We start from the raw sequence: 16,820 nt of genomic DNA on the forward strand, positions 1-16,820 counted from the left end.
CTCCGGTCAGTCAAAGTCAATCGTTGGATCTGCCCATCCCGGTTTTGTCAAACAGGCTGGGCGGCGGGTTGGTTTTCATGTCTTGGCCATAAGCCACTTGTTCTGGGTGTGCACACTCATCGGCCACACGTCGGCCTTTTTTCTGGTCCATCAGCATGGACTTGTTGGCCAGTTGCAGCCACACGGCGCCGGCTTTTTTGTCCTCCAGCCTCAGGGCACCGGTGCTGGTGCGCACGGGGTACATGCGGTATCGAAAGCCTTTGCCCTGCACATGGAAGAAACCAGGAGCGGCCGCATCGGCTTCGACACGCACACTGGCCCCCATCTCACAGGGCATGAGGCCTTGGTGAATTTGCTGGGCAATGGCCAAGTCTTGCGACACGGGATCGGAAGCAACAACAGGCGCCGTAGCGGCCAAACCTGGCACCACAGGCACTTGGAGCTGCACAGCAGCCAAAGCGGGTGCTTTCACCAAGGCAGGCACCACAGCCGAAGTGGTTGCGATGGGCGCATCACTGCGGGTGGTCTGCACATCCGTCCAAGCAGGCAGCGGCTGCATGGGCGAAGAAGCCCGGAACTCGGTCGGCTGTGGCACCGCAACGTAGGCGGGCACGTTGATTGTGGGGGCCGCTTCGGCAGGCGCCTGTGCGCTCATTGGCCTAGAGGCTTGGGCCACTGCAGCCGCTTGGGCCAGCGCCTGTGCAATGGCACGGGCCTGCAGAAGAGCGGTGAGGTCGGCTGCAGCACGGGCCTTGGCCTGCGCTGACGCTTCGGGGGCCTTGGCATTGGCACGGGTCTTTGAACTGGCTTGGCCCTGGCTTTGCGCCCAAGAAGGCAGCATCAGCACAGCGCAGACCACAGCAACAAGGCCTTTGATCATGGACACCCCTTTGAACACAGCGGACATCATGACAGGCTAATCTCCACACTCGCGGGTGCCACGTCAAACAAAGCCTGCATCGGGGCGGGTAAATGGCGGCCGGTCTGGTGGGCCCGCTCGATCAGTTGCCAGAAAAAACGGTAGCTGGCCCGGTCATGCAATTGACCCGCGTGGCTGATGGGTGCCCAGCTGGCCGCTTGCGCGGCCAAGATGATCTGGCTGGCCTGGTCTATTTGTGCCTCGCTGGGCGCCATGGCCTCCAGGATGGGGCGGATCTGGTCCGGGTGGATGCTCCACATCCGGGTGTATCCCAATTCACGGGCCGCCTTTTGGGCCGCCGAGCGAATGGCGTCGGTGTTTTTGAATTCAGTGACCACGCAGTGCGACGGCACTTTGCCGTGGGCATGGCAGGCGCTGGCGATTTCGAGCTTGGCACGCAACACCAAAGGGTGGGTGAATTGCCCCTGAATGCCCATGCCTTCGGCAGGAATGGCACCCGCATGGGCAGATACAAAATCCATCAGGCCAAAACTGATCGACTGAACGCGTGGGTGGGCCGCGATGTCAAAGGCACGGTGCACGGCAGCAGGCGACTCGATCAACACATGCACCGGCAAATGCTTTGCTCCGGCGGCGATCAAGGCGGCCTCAGCGCGGTTCACATCGGCCACGCTCTCGACTTTGGGCACCATGATGTGCGTCAAAACATGCCCCGCCCGGCCCGCGATGTGGCTGATATCGGCTTCAAAACTGGGGTGGTCCACCGGATGGACCCGCACCGCGATCCGCGCGTCGGCGCGAGCGGCTTTGGTGGCCAGTGCCAGTTCGGTCACCAGTGCCGCGTGTTCGGCTTCGCCCCCTACGGGCGCACCGTCTTCACAGTCCAGGGTGACATCAAAGACACAGGTGCCAAACTCTTGTGTCATGTCGGCCTGCAACTGCAGGCTTTTGCGCATCCGCGCCTCCACCCCGCTGTAATGGTCACAGACCGGCAGCTGAACGCTCCCGGCTTGTGCCCCCAGCAAAATGTGGCGCGGATGACTCACTTTAACGACTCGGCCCTGAATCAGATCAGGTGCGCCACGCCCGCTTGCTCGTCGGTCAACTCTTTCAGAGTCTTGTCGATGCAGCCTTGGCTGAAGGCGTCGATTTCCAGACCTTCAACGACTTTGTATTGGCCGTTTTCGCAGGTGACAGGGAAGCCAAACATGACGTCTTTAGGAATGCCGTACCAGCCTTGTGATGGGATGCCCATGGTGACCCACTTGCCGTTGGTGCCCAAGGCCCAGTCGCGCATGTGGTCGATGGCGGCGTTGGCAGCCGAAGCAGCCGAGGACAGGCCACGCGCTTCGATGATGGCCGCGCCACGCTTGCCCACGGTGGGCAGGAACACGTTGGCGTTCCATTCTTGGTCGTTGATCATGGCCTTGACCGACTCGCCCTTGATGGTGGCGAAACGGTAGTCGGCATACATGGTGGGCGAGTGGTTGCCCCAGACGCACAGTTTTTCGATGTCGGCCACGGCTTTGCCAGTCTTGGCAGCGATTTGCGACAGGGCGCGGTTGTGGTCCAGACGCAACATGGCGGTGAAGTTGCCGGGCTTCAGGTCCGGCGCAGCCTTCATGGCGATGTAGGCGTTGGTGTTGGCGGGGTTGCCCACGACCAGCACTTTGACGTCGCGGGAAGCCACAGCGTTCAGGGCCTTGCCTTGTGCAGTGAAGATGGCGCCGTTAATGGCGAGCAATTCAGCACGCTCCATGCCGGGGCCGCGTGGGCGTGATCCGACCAACAAAGCGTAATCCACATCTTTGAAAGCGGTCATCGGGTCGCCATGGGCTTCCATGCCCACCAGCAATGGGAATGCGCAGTCTTCGAGTTCCATCATCACGCCCTTGAGCGCTTTTTGTGGGCCTTCGACGGGCACTTCGAGCAATTGCAGGATGACGGGCTGGTCTTTGCCCAGCATTTCGCCAGAGGCGATGCGGAACAACAATGCGTAACCGATTTGACCTGCTGCGCCGGTAACGGCAACGCGGACGGGCTTTTTGCTCATGGTGGAAAACTCCGAAGTGTTGAAAACAAGCGTTGCGGTCCGCTGCCAACATCCATGTCAGCAAGGCCGTCCGGCGTACCGGACCCGCGCTGGCGAACTTTGTTGAAACAAAGGCACAAGCGCAAGCAAACAGCTTTCGAGTGTACCCGCGAAAACCCTGATTCGTCAATTTGTCTTATGTCTTATATAAGATATGATGGCACGCTTGGCATGCACCTGAACCGCATGACCTTTACGCCCTCATGAACCACCCAGTGCCCCCCACCGACGCCCTCGCTGCCGAATCTCCGGCCGCCACGCCCGCGTTCAGCCCGCTTTACCAGCAAATCAAGGGCCTGATCCTGCAAAGCCTGCAAGCCAGCGAATGGAAACCCGGCGAATCCATCCCCAGCGAAATGGAGCTGGCAGCCCGCTACCGGGTGAGCCAAGGCACGGTGCGCAAAGCCATCGACGAATTGGCCAGCGGTCACCTGCTGATCCGCAAACAAGGCAAAGGCACCTTTGTGGCCACCCATGCCGAGCACCAGGTGCAGTACCGGTTTTTGAAACTGGTGCCCGATCAGGGCGACCTCAACACCGAAGGCCCGGCCCAGCGCGAGATCGTGGACTGCAAACGCTTGCGGGCCTCAGCCGAGATCGCCCGCGCCTTGGCTTTGCGCTCTGGCGACACCGTGCTTCAAGTCAGGCGAGTTCTTTCGTTTGCAAATACACCCACCATTTTGGAAGACCTGTGGTTGCCCGGCACGCCATTTAAGGGCATGACCGCTGAGCGCCTGGCGGACTACCACGGCCCCATGTACGCCCTGTTTGAAACCGAGTTCGGTGTGCGCATGGTCAGGGCCGAAGAAAAAATCCGGGCTGTGTTACCCGACAAGGCCCAAAGGGAATTGCTGAAACTGCCGCCCCACACACCTTTGCTCAGTGTGGAGCGCATTGCCTACACCTACAACGACACCCCCATGGAGCTGCGGCGCGGCTTCTACCGCACCGACACCCACCACTACCGCAACGATTTGAACTGACCCGCCCCCCACTTGGACGTCTTGTAGAAGACTGTCGCTGAAATGCTCACGTCAGTTTGCTGCGTTGCAATAGAATCCGGTGGTTACCCTCTCATGTCAAGAACGCGTTACACCCAGAAAGTACCTACATGACCGAAGTTGTCCGCAAGCGGCCTGAATTCCGCAACATCAACGCCCTGAAAGACTTGCCCTCCTACCGCCTGCCGGCCGCTGGGATTGTCTCCATCTTGCACCGCATCAGCGGTTTCCTGATGTTTTTGCTCATGCCCCTGTTCATCTGGATGTTTGACAACTCCATCACGTCCGAGATTTCCTTTGCCAAGCTCTCGGCCGCTTTCGGCATCGGCATCGGTTTTGTGCCCGGCTGGTTCTTCAAGCTGTTGGCCCTGGCCTTGATCTGGGCCTACTTGCACCACTTCATTGCAGGCGTGCGCCATATCTATATGGATGCGTTCCATGCCGTGACCAAAGAATTCGGCAAGTCCTCTGCAGTGGCCACTTTGGTGCTGAGCCTGGGCTTGACCGCCGTGTTGGCTGCCAAGCTGTTTGGCTTGTACTGATTTCTCTGCCTCTCACCCAAAACAACAAGGAAACTGACCTATGTCGTCCGTGAATTACGGCTCCAAACGCATCGTGACCGGTGCTGGCTACGGCTTTCGTGACTGGCTGGCCCAACGTGTGACCGCTGTCCTGATGGCCCTGTTCACCGTGGTCTTGCTGGCCCAGGTGATCTTCACTTCCGGCCCCATCGGCTACGAAGAGTGGGCAGGCATTTTTGCCTCCCAGTGGATGAAGGTGCTGACCTTCTCCGTCATCATCGCCCTGCTCTACCACGTCTGGGTGGGCATGCGTGACATCTGGATGGACTACATCAAGCCCTTGGCCTTGCGCCTGGCCTTGCACGTCTTCACTCTCGTCTGGCTGGTCGGCTGTGCCGGCTGGGCTGTTCAAGCCCTGTGGCGCCTGTGAGGCGTCAGCCTTCGCCTGTCCTTGCGCTGAAACCACACCAAACCAAATAAACCATGAGCTATACCAAAGACAAAATCACCACCCGCAAGTTTGACGTTGTCATCGTCGGCGCCGGTGGATCGGGCATGCGTGCCTCGCTGCAGCTGGCCCGTGCTGGCCTCAATGTGGCGGTCCTGTCCAAAGTGTTCCCGACACGTTCACACACTGTGGCCGCCCAAGGCGGCATCGGTGCCAGCCTGGGCAACATGTCCGACGACAACTGGCACTATCACTTCTACGACACCATCAAGGGCTCCGACTGGCTCGGCGACCAAGATGCGATTGAATTCATGTGCCGTGAAGCGCCCAAGGTCGTGTACGACCTCGAGCACATGGGCATGCCTTTTGACCGCAACCCCGATGGCACGATTTACCAGCGCCCATTCGGCGGCCACACCGCCAACTACGGTGAAAAGCCTGTGCAGCGCGCCTGTGCTGCCGCTGACCGCACCGGTCACGCCATGCTGCACACCCTGTACCAGCAAAACGTCGCGGCCAAAACCAGCTTCTTCGTCGAGTGGATGGCACTCGATCTGATCCGCGACGCCGAAGGCGACGTGGTCGGTGTGACCGCCCTCGAGATGGAAACCGGTGACCTGCATGTCTTGCATGCCAAGACCGTGCTGATGGCCACAGGTGGCGCAGGCCGCATTTATGCCGCTTCCACCAACGCCTTCATCAACACAGGTGACGGCCTGGGCATGGCCGCTCGCGCAGGCATTCCTCTGGAAGACATGGAGTTCTGGCAATTCCACCCCACCGGCGTGGCCGGCGCTGGCGTGCTCTTGACCGAAGGCTGCCGCGGCGAAGGCGCCATCTTGCTCAACAGCAATGGCGAACGCTTCATGGAGCGCTATGCGCCCACCCTGAAAGATTTGGCCCCGCGTGACTTCGTGTCCCGCTGCATGGACCAGGAAATCAAGGAAGGCCGTGGCTGTGGCCCGAACAAGGACTACGTTCTGCTCAAGCTGGACCACCTGGGTGCCGACACCATCCACAAGCGCCTGCCCTCGGTGTACGAAATCGGCGTCAACTTCGCCAACGTCGACATCACCAAAGAGCCGATCCCTGTGGTGCCCACCATCCACTACCAGATGGGCGGCATCCCGACCAACATCAACGGCCAGGTCGTGACGCAAAACGCCACCGACCACAACGCCGTGGTCAACGGTTTGTATGCCGTGGGCGAATGCTCTTGCGTGTCGGTGCACGGCGCCAACCGCCTGGGCACCAACTCGTTGCTCGACTTGCTGGTGTTTGGCCGCGCTGCCGGCAACCACATCGTTGACTTTGCCTCCAAAACCAAGTCGCACAAGCCATTGCCGGCAGACGCCGCTGACTACACACTGAGCCGCTTGAACAAGCTCGAAGGCCGTGGCGGCGAATACGCCCAAGACGTGGCCAACGACATGCGCGCCACCATGCAGCAACACGCTGGCGTGTTCCGCACCCAAGCCTCCATGGACGAGGGCGTGCAAAAGATTGCTGCCATCCGCGAACGCGTCAATGCCATCGGCCTGAAGGACACTTCCAAAGTGTTCAACACCGCCCGCATCGAAGCCTTGGAAGTGGACAACCTGATCGAAGCCGCGCAGTCCACCATGGTGTCTGCCGCTGCCCGCCGTGAGTGCCGTGGTGCCCACACCGTGAGCGACTACGAGCGCCCCGTGGACGACGCCGTGGCCCCACTGGGTCGCGACGACGCCAACTGGATGAAGCACACCCTGTGGCACAGCGCCGACAACAGCCTGACCTACAAGCCGGTCAAGCTCAAGCCCCTCACTGTGGACTCCGTGCCACCCAAGGTTCGTACCTTCTAAAGATTGTCTGGACCGCGCACCCAAGGTGGCGGCCCCCCCCCGAATACACCAGGAGTTCTTTCATGACCCTACGCACTTTTCAGATCTACCGCTACGACCCTGACAAGGACGCCAAGCCTTACATGCAGACCATCCAGGTCGAACTGGACGGCAACGAACGCATGTTGCTCGACGCCCTGATGAAGCTCAAGGCCGTGGACCCCAGCATCTCTTTCCGCCGCTCTTGCCGCGAAGGCGTGTGCGGCTCGGACGCGATGAACATCAACGGCAAAAATGGTCTGGCGTGTCTCACCAACATGAACACCCTGCCCGGCACCATCGTGCTCAAGCCACTGCCCGGCCTGCCCGTGATCCGCGACGTGATCGTGGACATGACCCAGTTCTTCAAGCAGTACCACTCGATCAAGCCTTACCTGATCAACAGCACCATCCCACCCGAAACCGAGCGCCTGCAAAGCCCGGAAGAGCGTGACGAGCTGAACGGTCTGTACGAGTGCATCTTGTGCGCCAGCTGCTCGACCAGCTGCCCCAGCTTCTGGTGGAACCCCGACAAATTCGTGGGCCCCGCCGGTTTGCTGCAAGCCTACCGCTTTATCGCCGACAGCCGCGACGAAGCCACCGCCGAGCGCCTGGACAACCTGGAAGACCCTTACCGTTTGTTCCGCTGCCACACCATCATGAACTGCGTCGATGTCTGCCCCAAGGGTCTGAACCCCACCAAGGCCATCGGCAAGATCAAAGAAATGATGATCCGCCGCGCCGTCTGATGACCGTTACCCCCATCCTGGAAGACGCGTCTCTGGTCGGCGCTGACCGCCTCGCCCCTTTGAGCGAGCGGTCGCTGAGCAAGCTGCGCTGGCGCAGCCGACGCGGCTTGCTCGAGAACGATTTGTTCATCGAGCGCTTTTTCAACCGCCATGCCACCCGCTTGACGGTTGGACAGGCCCGGGGCATGTACGTGCTGATGGACCTGTCAGACAACGATCTCATGGACTTGCTGCTGCGCCGCACGGAGCTGCAGACCGAGGTCAGCACCGAAGAGGTGCGTGAAGTCCTGGACATGCTGAGAGCCTGAGCCTTTAAAGGTTCAAACCTGGAAACCCTAAGGAAACCCACCATGAAACTCGCCGATAACAAAGCCACCCTGTCCTTCTCCAATGGCAGCCCCAGCATCGACATGCCTGTGTACTCGGGCAACATCGGCCCGGACGTCATCGACATCCGCAAGCTGTACGCACAAAGCGGCATGTTCACCTACGACCCAGGCTTCCTGTCCACCGCGTCTTGCCAATCGGCCATCACTTACATCGACGGTGACAAGGGCGAATTGTTGTACCGCGGCTACCCCATCGAGCAGCTGGCCAACAAGGCCGACTACCTGGACACTTGCTACTTGTTGCTCAATGGCGAGCTGCCTGTCGGCCAGCAAAGCAAGGACTTCCACAAGTTGGTCAACCAGCACACCATGGTCAACGAGCAGATGCAGTTCTTCCTGCGTGGCTTCCGTCGTGACGCACACCCCATGGCCGTGTTGACGGGCCTGATCGGCGCTTTGTCGGCCTTCTATCACGACAGCACCGACATCAACAACCCGGATCACCGCCACATTGCCGCGATCCGCTTGATCGCCAAGATGCCCACCTTGGTGGCCATGGCTTACAAATACGGTGTGGGCCAGCCCTACATGTACCCCCGCAACGACCTGTCGTACGCTGGCAACTTCCTGCGCATGATGTTTGGCACCCCTTGCGAAGACTATGTGGTCAACCCCGTGCTCGAACGCGCCATGGACCGCATCTTCACCCTGCACGCTGACCACGAGCAAAACGCCTCCACCTCCACCGTGCGCCTGTGCGGTTCGTCCGGCACCAACCCATTTGCCGCCATCGCTGCGGGCGTGGCCTGCTTGTGGGGCCCAGCTCACGGCGGCGCCAACGAAGCCTGCCTGACCATGCTCGAAGACATCCAGAAAATGGGTGGCGTGTCCAAAGTCGGCGAGTTCATGAACCAGGTCAAAGACAAGAACTCCGGCGTCAAGCTGATGGGCTTCGGTCACCGCGTTTACAAAAACTACGACCCACGCGCCAAATTGATGCAAGAAACTTGCGACGAAGTTCTGAAGGAACTGGGCTTGGAAAACGACCCCCTGTTCAAGCTGGCCAAAGAGCTGGAAAAAATCGCCCTGGAAGACGAATACTTCGTCAGCCGCAAGCTCTACCCCAACGTGGACTTCTACTCCGGCATCGTGCAACGCGCCATTGGCATTCCCGTGAACCTGTTCACTGGTGTGTTCGCCCTGGCCCGTACCGTCGGCTGGATCGCCCAACTGAACGAAATGATCAGCGACCCCGAGTACAAAATCGGCCGCCCACGCCAGCTCTTCACCGGCTCTGTGCGCCGCGACGTGCAGCGTTGATCGGTTTTCTACCGATTCCAAAAAGCCCGCCTTGTGCGGGCTTTTTTTCGGCCATAAAACGCCAGTGTCATGGCCTAACCCATTCAGTCAGGCCAATGTGTGAAAAGCCTGGCACGGACAAGAGTCCGGATTCAAGAAGGTTCAGATCCAATCGTCCTACGCAGGCTGGCGAAAAAGAGCTCAGACTGCAACCGCTCGCCGTGGGTCTGTTCCGCCACACGGGCTGCCAGAGCTGCATCCACGGGCATCAAAGGCCCCCCCGTTGAAGCCGCCAGCACCTGCGCCTGGCAGGCCCTCTCTAGGTAATAAAGGTCGTCATAGGCGTAGTCCACACGTTCACCGCAGACGATGACGCCATGGTTGCCCAAGAAGACCACGTCCGCACCATGCATGGCATGGGCGATACGTTCGCCCTCGGTCATGTCCAGGGCCAGGCCGTTGTAGTGTGGGTCAACTGCCAGGCGACCATGAAAGCGCATGGCGGTCTGCGACAAGGTGGTGTCCAAGGCTCGCGCTGCCGTCAAGGTGAGCGCGGTCGCGTAAGGCATGTGGGTATGCAACACCACCGATTTGCGCGCGATCCGGTGTACCGCAGCATGGATGAACATGGCCGTAGGCTCCACCTCGTGACGACCGGCCAGCTGCTCGCCCTGTGCGTTGCACATCACGATGTCAGCCGCTTGCACCTCACTCCAATGCAGGCCACGCGGGTTGAGTAAAAACCAGTCCTCCTGACCGGGTACCGCCACGCTGAAGTGGTTACAAACACCCTCACTCAGCCCCTGAGCGGCTGCTGCACGCAAGGCCAGCGCCAAATCTGCTCGCAGCGACAAAATCGCTTCAAAGGTTTGATGGGGTTTCATGGGATAGCTCCTGCTGATCGTGACAGATCGTGACGTTGGTTGCTTGGGCGGATCAATGGCGCTGGCATGGCCACCAATTCTGGCATGTGTGACCATGTGAGCAGTCTAGTTGCCTGTTCTGTATCGGCACTCAGCCATGTATCGTGCAGGTGTGGGGCGATGATGACGGGCGTGCGCTTTTCATCGCCGGGCTTGTGAAACTGTCGCATCACCGGATGCTCGTCGGCATTCACCGTCAGCATCGAAAAGCTGACGACCCATGCCCCTGTGTCGGGTTCTTGCCATCGGTCCCAAAGGCAGGCAATGCCAAACGGATCACCAGAGTCCAGTTGAATCCTCCAGCGAACCGCCTTGCCTGACTCATAGCTGGGTTCGTAAAAGTCGTCGACCAACACCAAGCCAAATTGCCTTTGCCGCCATGCCGCGCGGTAGCTGGGCTTTTCTGCAGCCGTTTCACTGCGGGCGTTGTAGGTGTAGCGGCTGATCTTGTCGTCTTTGGCCCAAGCCGGAACCAAGCCGAATCGGGCCAAACCACTGGCCACACGCCCAGACCGGTGGCTTTTGACCACCAAGGGGGCTGCGTAACCCGGGTAGGTTTCATCGGGATAGCCCACGGGCAAATCGACCCCCAGGTTTTTCTTGACCCAAGGGGTGCGTTGCGTTGGCGTAAAAAGGGTACACACACAATAAGTTTAAATGGCCGCCAAACCGGACCATCGACTTTCGATAAAACACCCGGCGTTTATGTTGTGTATTTGGCGGATTCAAGTACGAGGTGCAACAAAGATAAACCCGGTGATGGGTGGCTGAGGATGTCAAGGCATCATGGCCACTCAAACCGCCAAGTCCAAGTTGCCAGATGTACAAGCACCTCAGCCGAGAAGAACGATACCAAATTCACAGCCTCTTGAAAGCCAAACAGACCATCAGCGAGATCGCCCGTTCATTGGGCAGGAGCCGCAGCACCATCAGCCGCGAACTCAGCCGTGGCCGCGGTCAGCGTGGCTATCGCGCCGAACAAGCCTGCGCCAAGGCTTCTGAGCGGGCACAGCGAAGCCGTAATGCCCGCCGTTTAGATTCCAAAGTCTGGTCCGATGTGGATTTCTACCTTGGCATTCAATGGAGCCCCGAGCAGATTGCAGGCAAGGTGGCGGTCAGCCATGAGAGCGTCTATTTGTATGTCTATGCGAACAAGGCTGCCGGTGGTGATTTACACACGCACCTGCGTAGCCAAAAGCCTCGGCGCAAACGCCACCTGTGCGGGCGTGATAGACGTGGTCAGATCCCGAACCGCCGCCCGATCAGCGAGAGACCAAGCCACATTGAAGATCGCAAGCAAGTGGGCCACTGGGAAGGTGATACCGTTATTGGCGCGGCTCACAAACAAGCCATCGTGACACTGGTAGAACGCAAGAGTGGCTTTGCTGTGCTGGCCAAAGTGCCCAACAAGTCTGCTGATTTGGTGGGCCGGGCTATTGAAGGCATGCTCAAGCCCCTGAGCTCACGGGTGAAGACCTTGACGGTAGACAACGGCAAGGAGTTTGCCGATCACCAGGCCATCGATCAGGCCCTTGGCATCCAGACTTACTTTGCCGATCCGTATTGCAGCTGGCAGCGCGGCAGCAACGAGAACTTCAATGGTTTGCTGCGCCAATACATTCCCAAGAAACGGCGCATGGAAACTGTCACCGATGAGGAGTTGACTATGATCGAAAACAGATTGAATCACCGGCCCAGAAAGCGGCTGGGATTCAAGACACCCCACGAGGTGTTTCACGCCTCGTTAAACCGTGTTGCAGTTCGTACTTGAATCCGCCTTTTTATTTACGGGTTGATACCTATTTGTTGGCGCTGGCACCTCAGCAAAATGGACACATGGAACAACAAATTCAGCTCAATCAAATTGATGCCAATGGCATTCATTTTTCTTACCTTGAGTGTGGTTCTGGTCCTATCGCTTTGTGTGTCCACGGATTTCCAGACTCTGCCCATACTTGGCGATTCTTGATGCCAGCATTGGCCAAAGCAGGCTTTAGAGCCATTGCACCCTTTACCCGGGGCTATGCACCCACTTCACTTGCGCCCGATGACTGTTACCAAACTGGTGCACGTGCAGCGGATGTCAATGCATTGCATGAAGCGCTGGGTGGTGATGAGAATGCGGTTCTGATTGGGCACGATTGGGGGGCTTCCACGGCTCTGACGGCTGCGGCCAACGCACCTCAACGATGGCATCGGGTGGTTGCCATGTCGGTCCCGCCCGTACTTATTTTGCGCAAAGCATTGGATCGCAGTCTTGCTCAAATCAAACGCAGTTGGTACATGTTTTATTTTCAGTCTGCTTTGGCGGAGACAGCCATCCCAGCGAACGACTACGCGCTCATTGAGATGCTGTGGGCGGATTGGTCTCCCGGTTTCAAATCAAAAGATGACCTCGAAAATTTCAAAAAATGTATCTCGAGCCCCAGCCATCTCAAAGCAGCCCTTGGGTACTATCGCGCCTCTTTGGGCAACGGTAAAAAAACAGACACGTACAACGCCATAGAGACAAAAGGTCTTGAGCCCTTGAAGCAGCCAACACTTTATTTGCATGGCAAAAAAGATGGCTGCATTGGCGTCGAATTGGCTGAAGAAGCGCGAAGCACTTGTCCTTGGCTTGAGGTCAGGGTTCTGGATCAAGTCGGACACTTCATGTAACTTGAAGATCCGAAGCTGGTGAACCAACACATTATTGAATGGGTATCTGGCAGCAAGCAGTGACAGATCAAGATAGGCATCATGATCAACGGGCTGTCCTTCTGAGCTTATTTTCTTTCCATCTGATTTAAAACCCAATTTATATAGATTCTCAAGAAACAACGGCGAACAATTCAAAAGAAGAAAGTGTTTTTTAACCCTTTTGAATCCCTCTGAAGTTTGCCACTAGAATCAGATTTAACATTCCTAGCACCTGTTAACCCAAAGGGGCATCAGCATGGATCTCAATCAGGCGATTGGTTTACGTAACCAGCTAAGAACTCACAAAGTCATCATGGCCTATAACGGTGCCATTTCAGATGAACTGATGTTGACCTTGGCCGATTTGCTGAAAACTCGGATGTTGGCCCAAGACGATCCCAAACGCTCCAAAACCATTTTTTCGGTTTTCATGGAGGGCGTGCAAAACTTGATATGGCACGGTGGGGACGATTCAGACACATCGGGCATGATTTTGATTACCCAAGACCAGGGGCAAGTCACCATCATGTGCGGAAACAGGATTGCTCAAAAAGACACCCTTGATTTGAGGGATCGACTCAGTCAAATCGTCAACGCGGACAAAGAAACCATTCGTCAACTTTACCGTGAAGGCATGTCCAGCTCAAACGAACATGAAGGGCCTGGAGCAGGTTTGGGGCTGTTGGAAATTGCCCGACGATCCAGCCAACCGATCAGTTACGCTTTTGTGGATGTTGACAAAGATACTGTCGACTTCATTTTGGCCGCGACCATTTAAGGAAAAAAATGTTGCTGAACATTGCTGCCACCGACCGCACCCCTGAAATTATCTTGAGTTCTCAACCTGCCAAGTTGAGCATCAAAGGGGAGTCCTACCCTGAGGACGTCTCAGCCTTTTATGGCCAAGTTATCCAGGCGGTCAATTCTTTGGTTGAGTCTCCTGCTGGTGAATTGACCGTTGAAATCCAACTCATCTACATCAACAGTTCCAGCATCAAAGCGATATTCAGAATATTTGAGGGCTTCGATGAATATCGAAAAAAGGGCCAGAATGTTTCCATCCAGTGGTTGGCTGATGAGGACGATGACATCATGCAAGAACTGGGTGAGGATTTCATCGACCGCTTTCCCAATTTAACCATCAAGACGCTGTCCACTTGAGCAAAGATTCTTTTGACCTGTACGACCGAGAAAAGGCTCTGATTTCAGAGGGCTCAACCCTGCTTGAGTCTGAGGACTTGAAAACCCTCAAGCCTTTCGCCCAAAGGCTGTTTGATGGTTTTGTGAGCTTGTTCAATGAAAATCAAAATTTACTGCGGCACTCTGACCGCCAAGAGCAGCGCCTGGTGAAGTTGAACCAGAACTTGAAGGCACAAACCCAAGAGCTGGAATTGAAAAGGCAGACGCAAGAATTGCTCTCACAGCAATTGGCCAAGTACTTGCCACCTCAAATCATGTCGGCTTTGTTGTCGGGCACCTACCAATCAAAGGTGGCAACACAAAGAAAAAAACTCACCGTTTTTTTCAGCGACATTCGTGACTTCACAGCCACTTCAGATCTGCTCCAACCCGAAGCCTTGACCGAGTATTTGAATGAGTACTTCTCGGAAATGACCGAGATTGCGATGGGCCATGGCGCCACCATTGATAAATACATTGGCGATGCGATGATGGTATTTTTTGGCGACCCCGAAAGCAAAGGCCACCAAGAAGATGCGCGAGCCTGTGTGCTGATGGCCATGGCCATGCAAGCGCGGATGAAGGAACTGGCTGTCAGGTGGAAAAACAAGGGTTTTGAAAACCCCTTTGTGATTCGGATTGGCATCAACACGGGTTATTGCAATGTCGGTAACTTCGGCAGTGACCAGCGGCTCAGCTACACCATCATTGGCGGCGAGGTCAATTTGACCCAACGCCTGGAATCCCATTCAGATCCAGGCGGCATCTTGATGAGTTACGAAACATATTGCTATGTCCAAGACTTGGTTGAAGTGGAAGAACGCCAGCCCGTCAAAATGAAGGGGATTGCCCGAGATGTGAAAACCTTTGCAGTCTTGGGCCCCAAGAAGACTCAACCTCATCGAAACGTGGCATTGAACCATGAGGCGGGCATCAACATCGATCTGGACGTGTCCACTTTGACACCTTCCGAACGCCAGCAATTGGCAGAAAAACTGCGCGCGGTGGCCAACCAAATTTCGTGAAAACCCCATCGCCCCCCAAGGAAGAAAGCCATGATTAATTTAGCGGACTCTCCAATCCTCGTTTCAGGGGCCTTCTTTGCGGCAGCGGTTGAAACGCTCAAAGAGTTCAACCACTTGGGTCAGTCGGTTTTGGCCAAACACAACATCGACTCGATTGATCGAACGCTTTTTTACCCCAATCAGCTGCGCGTCGACTTGTTTGAAGCTGTTTACGAGCGGTTTGGTGATGCTGGATTGACCTGGATTGGACTGGAGTCGCCTGGGCAGTTTTTTTCACTCCAAGAACTCGAACGTTCTCCACTGCGGCTTCGACTCAACGAGCCCGAGTTCCAGTTCGATGAGAGGCTTCACTCCAACCCTGTTGAACTGGACCGATATTTTCAAAATTTTTTGAACGCCTACTGTGAGGAAGTGAGCAAGATTCTTGTCGCTTCGACTTTGAAGGCCGATTACCCAGTAGGGCAGTTTTTACGACCACATCCATCGGGTTTTCCGCTCCATTACCTCATTCAACTCAATTCCAAATTAGCCAAGACTTATTCGCTCTGGTCACGAGGCACCGTTCAGTACAACTTGCGCCTACACTTACCCGATGGTTGGGACTTTCAATTAACACTCAACAAAGAACTGACCCACGAGTTGGTGTCTCATTCAGAGTATTTCTTTGACTTGGTGATCATGCCAATGGCGCCTGATCAAAATCGGGCCTATTGCGTATTGAAGGATCGGCTCGAATGCAGAGAGGCTCTTCTGAAAGCAGCCTTGGACCAAACCTTCAAGCAAGAACAAGCACTCAAACGAGTCCATGACAAAACCATGGAATCCATTCGTTATGCGGCAGCCGTTCAACTCAATCAATTGCCCAAAGTGAGCCCAAAGCACGGATTCAAAGACTTTGCAGTTCTTTGGGAGCCCAAAGATATCATTGGAGGCGACACCTGGTGGCTGTCTCCTGAAGACTCGCCTGGACCGGTGACATTGGCCGTTGTAGATTGCACTGGACACGGTGTGCCAGGGGCCATGACCGCCATGTTGGTGAGCAACACCTTATCCCGATTGTTTGCTGAAGATCCGTTTTGCACTTTGGAGGCTGCAGCCGCTGGCATAGGCCAAGCCTTGGCTCAATCCTTTGGCAGTTTCGACCAAAACAGCGACGTGGCCAACGGCTGCGATTTGGTTTTGATTCAGCAGGTGCCTCAGTCTCATCAACTGCGACTGGGACTGGCGGGCATCGATGTCATGCACTACCGAAACGCCCAAAAGAAACTTGACTGGATAGAGTCACCCCGCAATGGCATCTCAGCGAAGCCCAGCGCAGACCTTCCAATGGCGATTCGTCACATCGACTATTCAGCTGGAGACCGCTTACTCATCACCACCGACGGGCTGACCGATCAAGTGGGGGGCGGAGAAAGACTGCGTTCATTCGGTTATGGCCGAACCAACGCCCTGTTCGAGTCGAGCCAAGAAAAATCGGTCAATGAGGTCGTGGAAAGTCTGATGAACGCGATGGACACTTGGCGCGGCATTCACGAGCGCCGAGACGATGTGACGCTTGTTTGTATTGACCTCTGAATTTATTTTCTGCCAAGACTTCAAAAATTTATTTGAAGTATTTACCCCGGTCCTTGCCTCTTTCAACCCATAAAAAAAGCACCTAGAGTTACCTCTAGGTGCTTTTTTATTTCATATTTTGGTGGGCGATGCAAGTTTCGAACTTGCGACCCCTGCAGTGTGAAGACTATGGCAGTTTGCCAATTTCCCTATTTAGATCAACGACTTAACCGATCAGGAGAGCCTCAAAGTAGTATAGTTGTAGTATAGTCATATACTTAC

At 56.3% G+C, this 16,820-nt stretch carries 18 protein-coding genes; 13 read left to right on the forward strand and 5 right to left on the reverse strand.

Annotated elements, in window-relative coordinates:
• Window positions 1–16 precede the first annotated feature (16 nt).
• From L63ED372_RS16655 to L63ED372_RS09500, 3 genes are all read right to left on the reverse strand, one after another.
• Window positions 17–910 carry a hypothetical protein gene (locus L63ED372_RS16655; RefSeq protein WP_062405614.1) on the reverse strand — a complete coding sequence of 298 codons (894 nt, stop codon included), beginning with the start codon at window positions 908–910 and terminating at the stop codon, window positions 17–19.
• On the reverse strand, window positions 907–1,836 hold the full coding sequence (locus L63ED372_RS09495; RefSeq protein ID WP_231624468.1) for an HpcH/HpaI aldolase/citrate lyase family protein: 930 nt from the start codon (window positions 1,834–1,836) through the stop codon (window positions 907–909). The genes L63ED372_RS16655 and L63ED372_RS09495 overlap by 4 nt, the downstream gene beginning before the upstream one ends.
• Window positions 1,837–1,946: 110 nt before the next feature.
• Window positions 1,947–2,933 (reverse strand): malate dehydrogenase, encoded by a 987-nt coding sequence (locus tag L63ED372_RS09500; RefSeq protein WP_062405618.1) that lies wholly within the window; start codon window positions 2,931–2,933, stop codon window positions 1,947–1,949.
• A gap of 242 nt (window positions 2,934–3,175) precedes the next feature.
• Between L63ED372_RS09500 and L63ED372_RS09505 the strand changes: the two genes are divergently transcribed.
• The 7 genes from L63ED372_RS09505 to L63ED372_RS09535 all read left to right on the forward strand — a co-directional run bounded on the left by L63ED372_RS09505 (window position 3,176) and on the right by L63ED372_RS09535 (window position 9,199).
• Window positions 3,176–3,955 (forward strand): GntR family transcriptional regulator, encoded by a 780-nt coding sequence (locus L63ED372_RS09505; protein ID WP_062405620.1) that lies wholly within the window; start codon window positions 3,176–3,178, stop codon window positions 3,953–3,955.
• A gap of 128 nt (window positions 3,956–4,083) precedes the next feature.
• Entirely contained in the window at window positions 4,084–4,515 is a 432-nt protein-coding gene (gene sdhC, locus L63ED372_RS09510) for a succinate dehydrogenase, cytochrome b556 subunit (RefSeq protein WP_062405622.1), read from the forward strand.
• A 40-nt stretch (window positions 4,516–4,555) separates the two neighbouring features.
• Window positions 4,556–4,924: a succinate dehydrogenase, hydrophobic membrane anchor protein gene (gene sdhD, locus L63ED372_RS09515; RefSeq protein ID WP_062405624.1), complete on the forward strand. Its 369-nt coding sequence runs from the start codon at window positions 4,556–4,558 to the stop codon at window positions 4,922–4,924.
• A 53-nt stretch (window positions 4,925–4,977) separates the two neighbouring features.
• Window positions 4,978–6,783, forward strand: a complete 1,806-nt coding sequence (gene sdhA, locus L63ED372_RS09520; protein ID WP_062405626.1) for a succinate dehydrogenase flavoprotein subunit — start codon at window positions 4,978–4,980, stop codon at window positions 6,781–6,783.
• 62 nt (window positions 6,784–6,845) lie between these two features.
• Entirely contained in the window at window positions 6,846–7,550 is a 705-nt protein-coding gene (locus L63ED372_RS09525) for a succinate dehydrogenase iron-sulfur subunit (protein ID WP_062405628.1), read from the forward strand.
• Complete coding sequence (locus L63ED372_RS09530) at window positions 7,550–7,858, forward strand: FAD assembly factor SdhE (RefSeq protein ID WP_062405630.1); 309 nt, start codon at window positions 7,550–7,552, stop codon at window positions 7,856–7,858. Before L63ED372_RS09525 ends, L63ED372_RS09530 begins: the two co-directional genes overlap by 1 nt.
• Before the next feature lie 42 nt (window positions 7,859–7,900).
• On the forward strand, window positions 7,901–9,199 hold the full coding sequence (locus L63ED372_RS09535; RefSeq protein WP_062405632.1) for a citrate synthase: 1,299 nt from the start codon (window positions 7,901–7,903) through the stop codon (window positions 9,197–9,199).
• 131 nt (window positions 9,200–9,330) lie between these two features.
• On the opposite strand, the gene L63ED372_RS09540 is transcribed toward L63ED372_RS09535, so the two are convergent.
• Window positions 9,331–10,062 (reverse strand): aldolase, encoded by a 732-nt coding sequence (locus L63ED372_RS09540; protein ID WP_062405633.1) that lies wholly within the window; start codon window positions 10,060–10,062, stop codon window positions 9,331–9,333.
• Window positions 10,059–10,745 carry an SOS response-associated peptidase gene (locus L63ED372_RS09545; RefSeq protein ID WP_062405635.1) on the reverse strand — a complete coding sequence of 229 codons (687 nt, stop codon included), beginning with the start codon at window positions 10,743–10,745 and terminating at the stop codon, window positions 10,059–10,061. Before L63ED372_RS09545 ends, L63ED372_RS09540 begins: the two co-directional genes overlap by 4 nt.
• Window positions 10,746–10,921: 176 nt before the next feature.
• Here L63ED372_RS09545 and L63ED372_RS09550 point away from each other — a divergent pair, with 176 nt between their 5' ends.
• The 6 genes from L63ED372_RS09550 (at window position 10,922) to L63ED372_RS09575 (ending at window position 16,559) form a co-directional block, all read left to right on the forward strand.
• Window positions 10,922–11,872: an IS30 family transposase gene (locus L63ED372_RS09550; RefSeq protein WP_062402482.1), complete on the forward strand. Its 951-nt coding sequence runs from the start codon at window positions 10,922–10,924 to the stop codon at window positions 11,870–11,872.
• Complete coding sequence (locus tag L63ED372_RS16165) at window positions 11,869–12,759, forward strand: alpha/beta fold hydrolase (RefSeq protein ID WP_156343597.1); 891 nt, start codon at window positions 11,869–11,871, stop codon at window positions 12,757–12,759. The genes L63ED372_RS09550 and L63ED372_RS16165 overlap by 4 nt, the downstream gene beginning before the upstream one ends.
• Window positions 12,760–13,036: 277 nt before the next feature.
• Complete coding sequence (locus tag L63ED372_RS09560; RefSeq protein WP_156343598.1) at window positions 13,037–13,558, forward strand: SiaB family protein kinase; 522 nt, start codon at window positions 13,037–13,039, stop codon at window positions 13,556–13,558.
• Between the two features lie 8 nt (window positions 13,559–13,566).
• Entirely contained in the window at window positions 13,567–13,941 is a 375-nt protein-coding gene (locus tag L63ED372_RS09565; protein WP_062405640.1) for a DUF1987 domain-containing protein, read from the forward strand.
• Entirely contained in the window at window positions 13,938–14,984 is a 1,047-nt protein-coding gene (locus tag L63ED372_RS09570; protein ID WP_062405642.1) for an adenylate/guanylate cyclase domain-containing protein, read from the forward strand. Before L63ED372_RS09565 ends, L63ED372_RS09570 begins: the two co-directional genes overlap by 4 nt.
• A gap of 30 nt (window positions 14,985–15,014) precedes the next feature.
• Entirely contained in the window at window positions 15,015–16,559 is a 1,545-nt protein-coding gene (locus tag L63ED372_RS09575; RefSeq protein WP_062405644.1) for a PP2C family protein-serine/threonine phosphatase, read from the forward strand.
• Window positions 16,560–16,820 lie beyond the last annotated feature (261 nt).

It is taken from the genome of Limnohabitans sp. 63ED37-2 (assembly GCF_001412535.1).
Lineage (GTDB): Bacteria > Pseudomonadota > Gammaproteobacteria > Burkholderiales > Burkholderiaceae_C > Limnohabitans_A.

Coding starts and splice junctions, on each gene's coding strand:
- L63ED372_RS09575 (WP_062405644.1), top strand. CDS start 15,015: ATGATTAATTTAGCGGACTCTCCAATCCTCGTTTCAGGGGCCTTCTTT.
- sdhA (WP_062405626.1), top strand. CDS start 4,978: ATGAGCTATACCAAAGACAAAATCACCACCCGCAAGTTTGACGTTGTC.
- L63ED372_RS09535 (WP_062405632.1), top strand. CDS start 7,901: ATGAAACTCGCCGATAACAAAGCCACCCTGTCCTTCTCCAATGGCAGC.
- L63ED372_RS09540 (WP_062405633.1), bottom strand. CDS start 10,062: ATGAAACCCCATCAAACCTTTGAAGCGATTTTGTCGCTGCGAGCAGAT.
- L63ED372_RS09565 (WP_062405640.1), top strand. CDS start 13,567: ATGTTGCTGAACATTGCTGCCACCGACCGCACCCCTGAAATTATCTTG.
- L63ED372_RS16655 (WP_062405614.1), bottom strand. CDS start 910: ATGATGTCCGCTGTGTTCAAAGGGGTGTCCATGATCAAAGGCCTTGTT.
- sdhD (WP_062405624.1), top strand. CDS start 4,556: ATGTCGTCCGTGAATTACGGCTCCAAACGCATCGTGACCGGTGCTGGC.
- L63ED372_RS09560 (WP_156343598.1), top strand. CDS start 13,037: ATGGATCTCAATCAGGCGATTGGTTTACGTAACCAGCTAAGAACTCAC.
- L63ED372_RS09525 (WP_062405628.1), top strand. CDS start 6,846: ATGACCCTACGCACTTTTCAGATCTACCGCTACGACCCTGACAAGGAC.
- L63ED372_RS09550 (WP_062402482.1), top strand. CDS start 10,922: ATGTACAAGCACCTCAGCCGAGAAGAACGATACCAAATTCACAGCCTC.
- L63ED372_RS09505 (WP_062405620.1), top strand. CDS start 3,176: ATGAACCACCCAGTGCCCCCCACCGACGCCCTCGCTGCCGAATCTCCG.
- L63ED372_RS09495 (WP_231624468.1), bottom strand. CDS start 1,836: ATGCGCAAAAGCCTGCAGTTGCAGGCCGACATGACACAAGAGTTTGGC.
- L63ED372_RS09500 (WP_062405618.1), bottom strand. CDS start 2,933: ATGAGCAAAAAGCCCGTCCGCGTTGCCGTTACCGGCGCAGCAGGTCAA.
- sdhC (WP_062405622.1), top strand. CDS start 4,084: ATGACCGAAGTTGTCCGCAAGCGGCCTGAATTCCGCAACATCAACGCC.
- L63ED372_RS09530 (WP_062405630.1), top strand. CDS start 7,550: ATGACCGTTACCCCCATCCTGGAAGACGCGTCTCTGGTCGGCGCTGAC.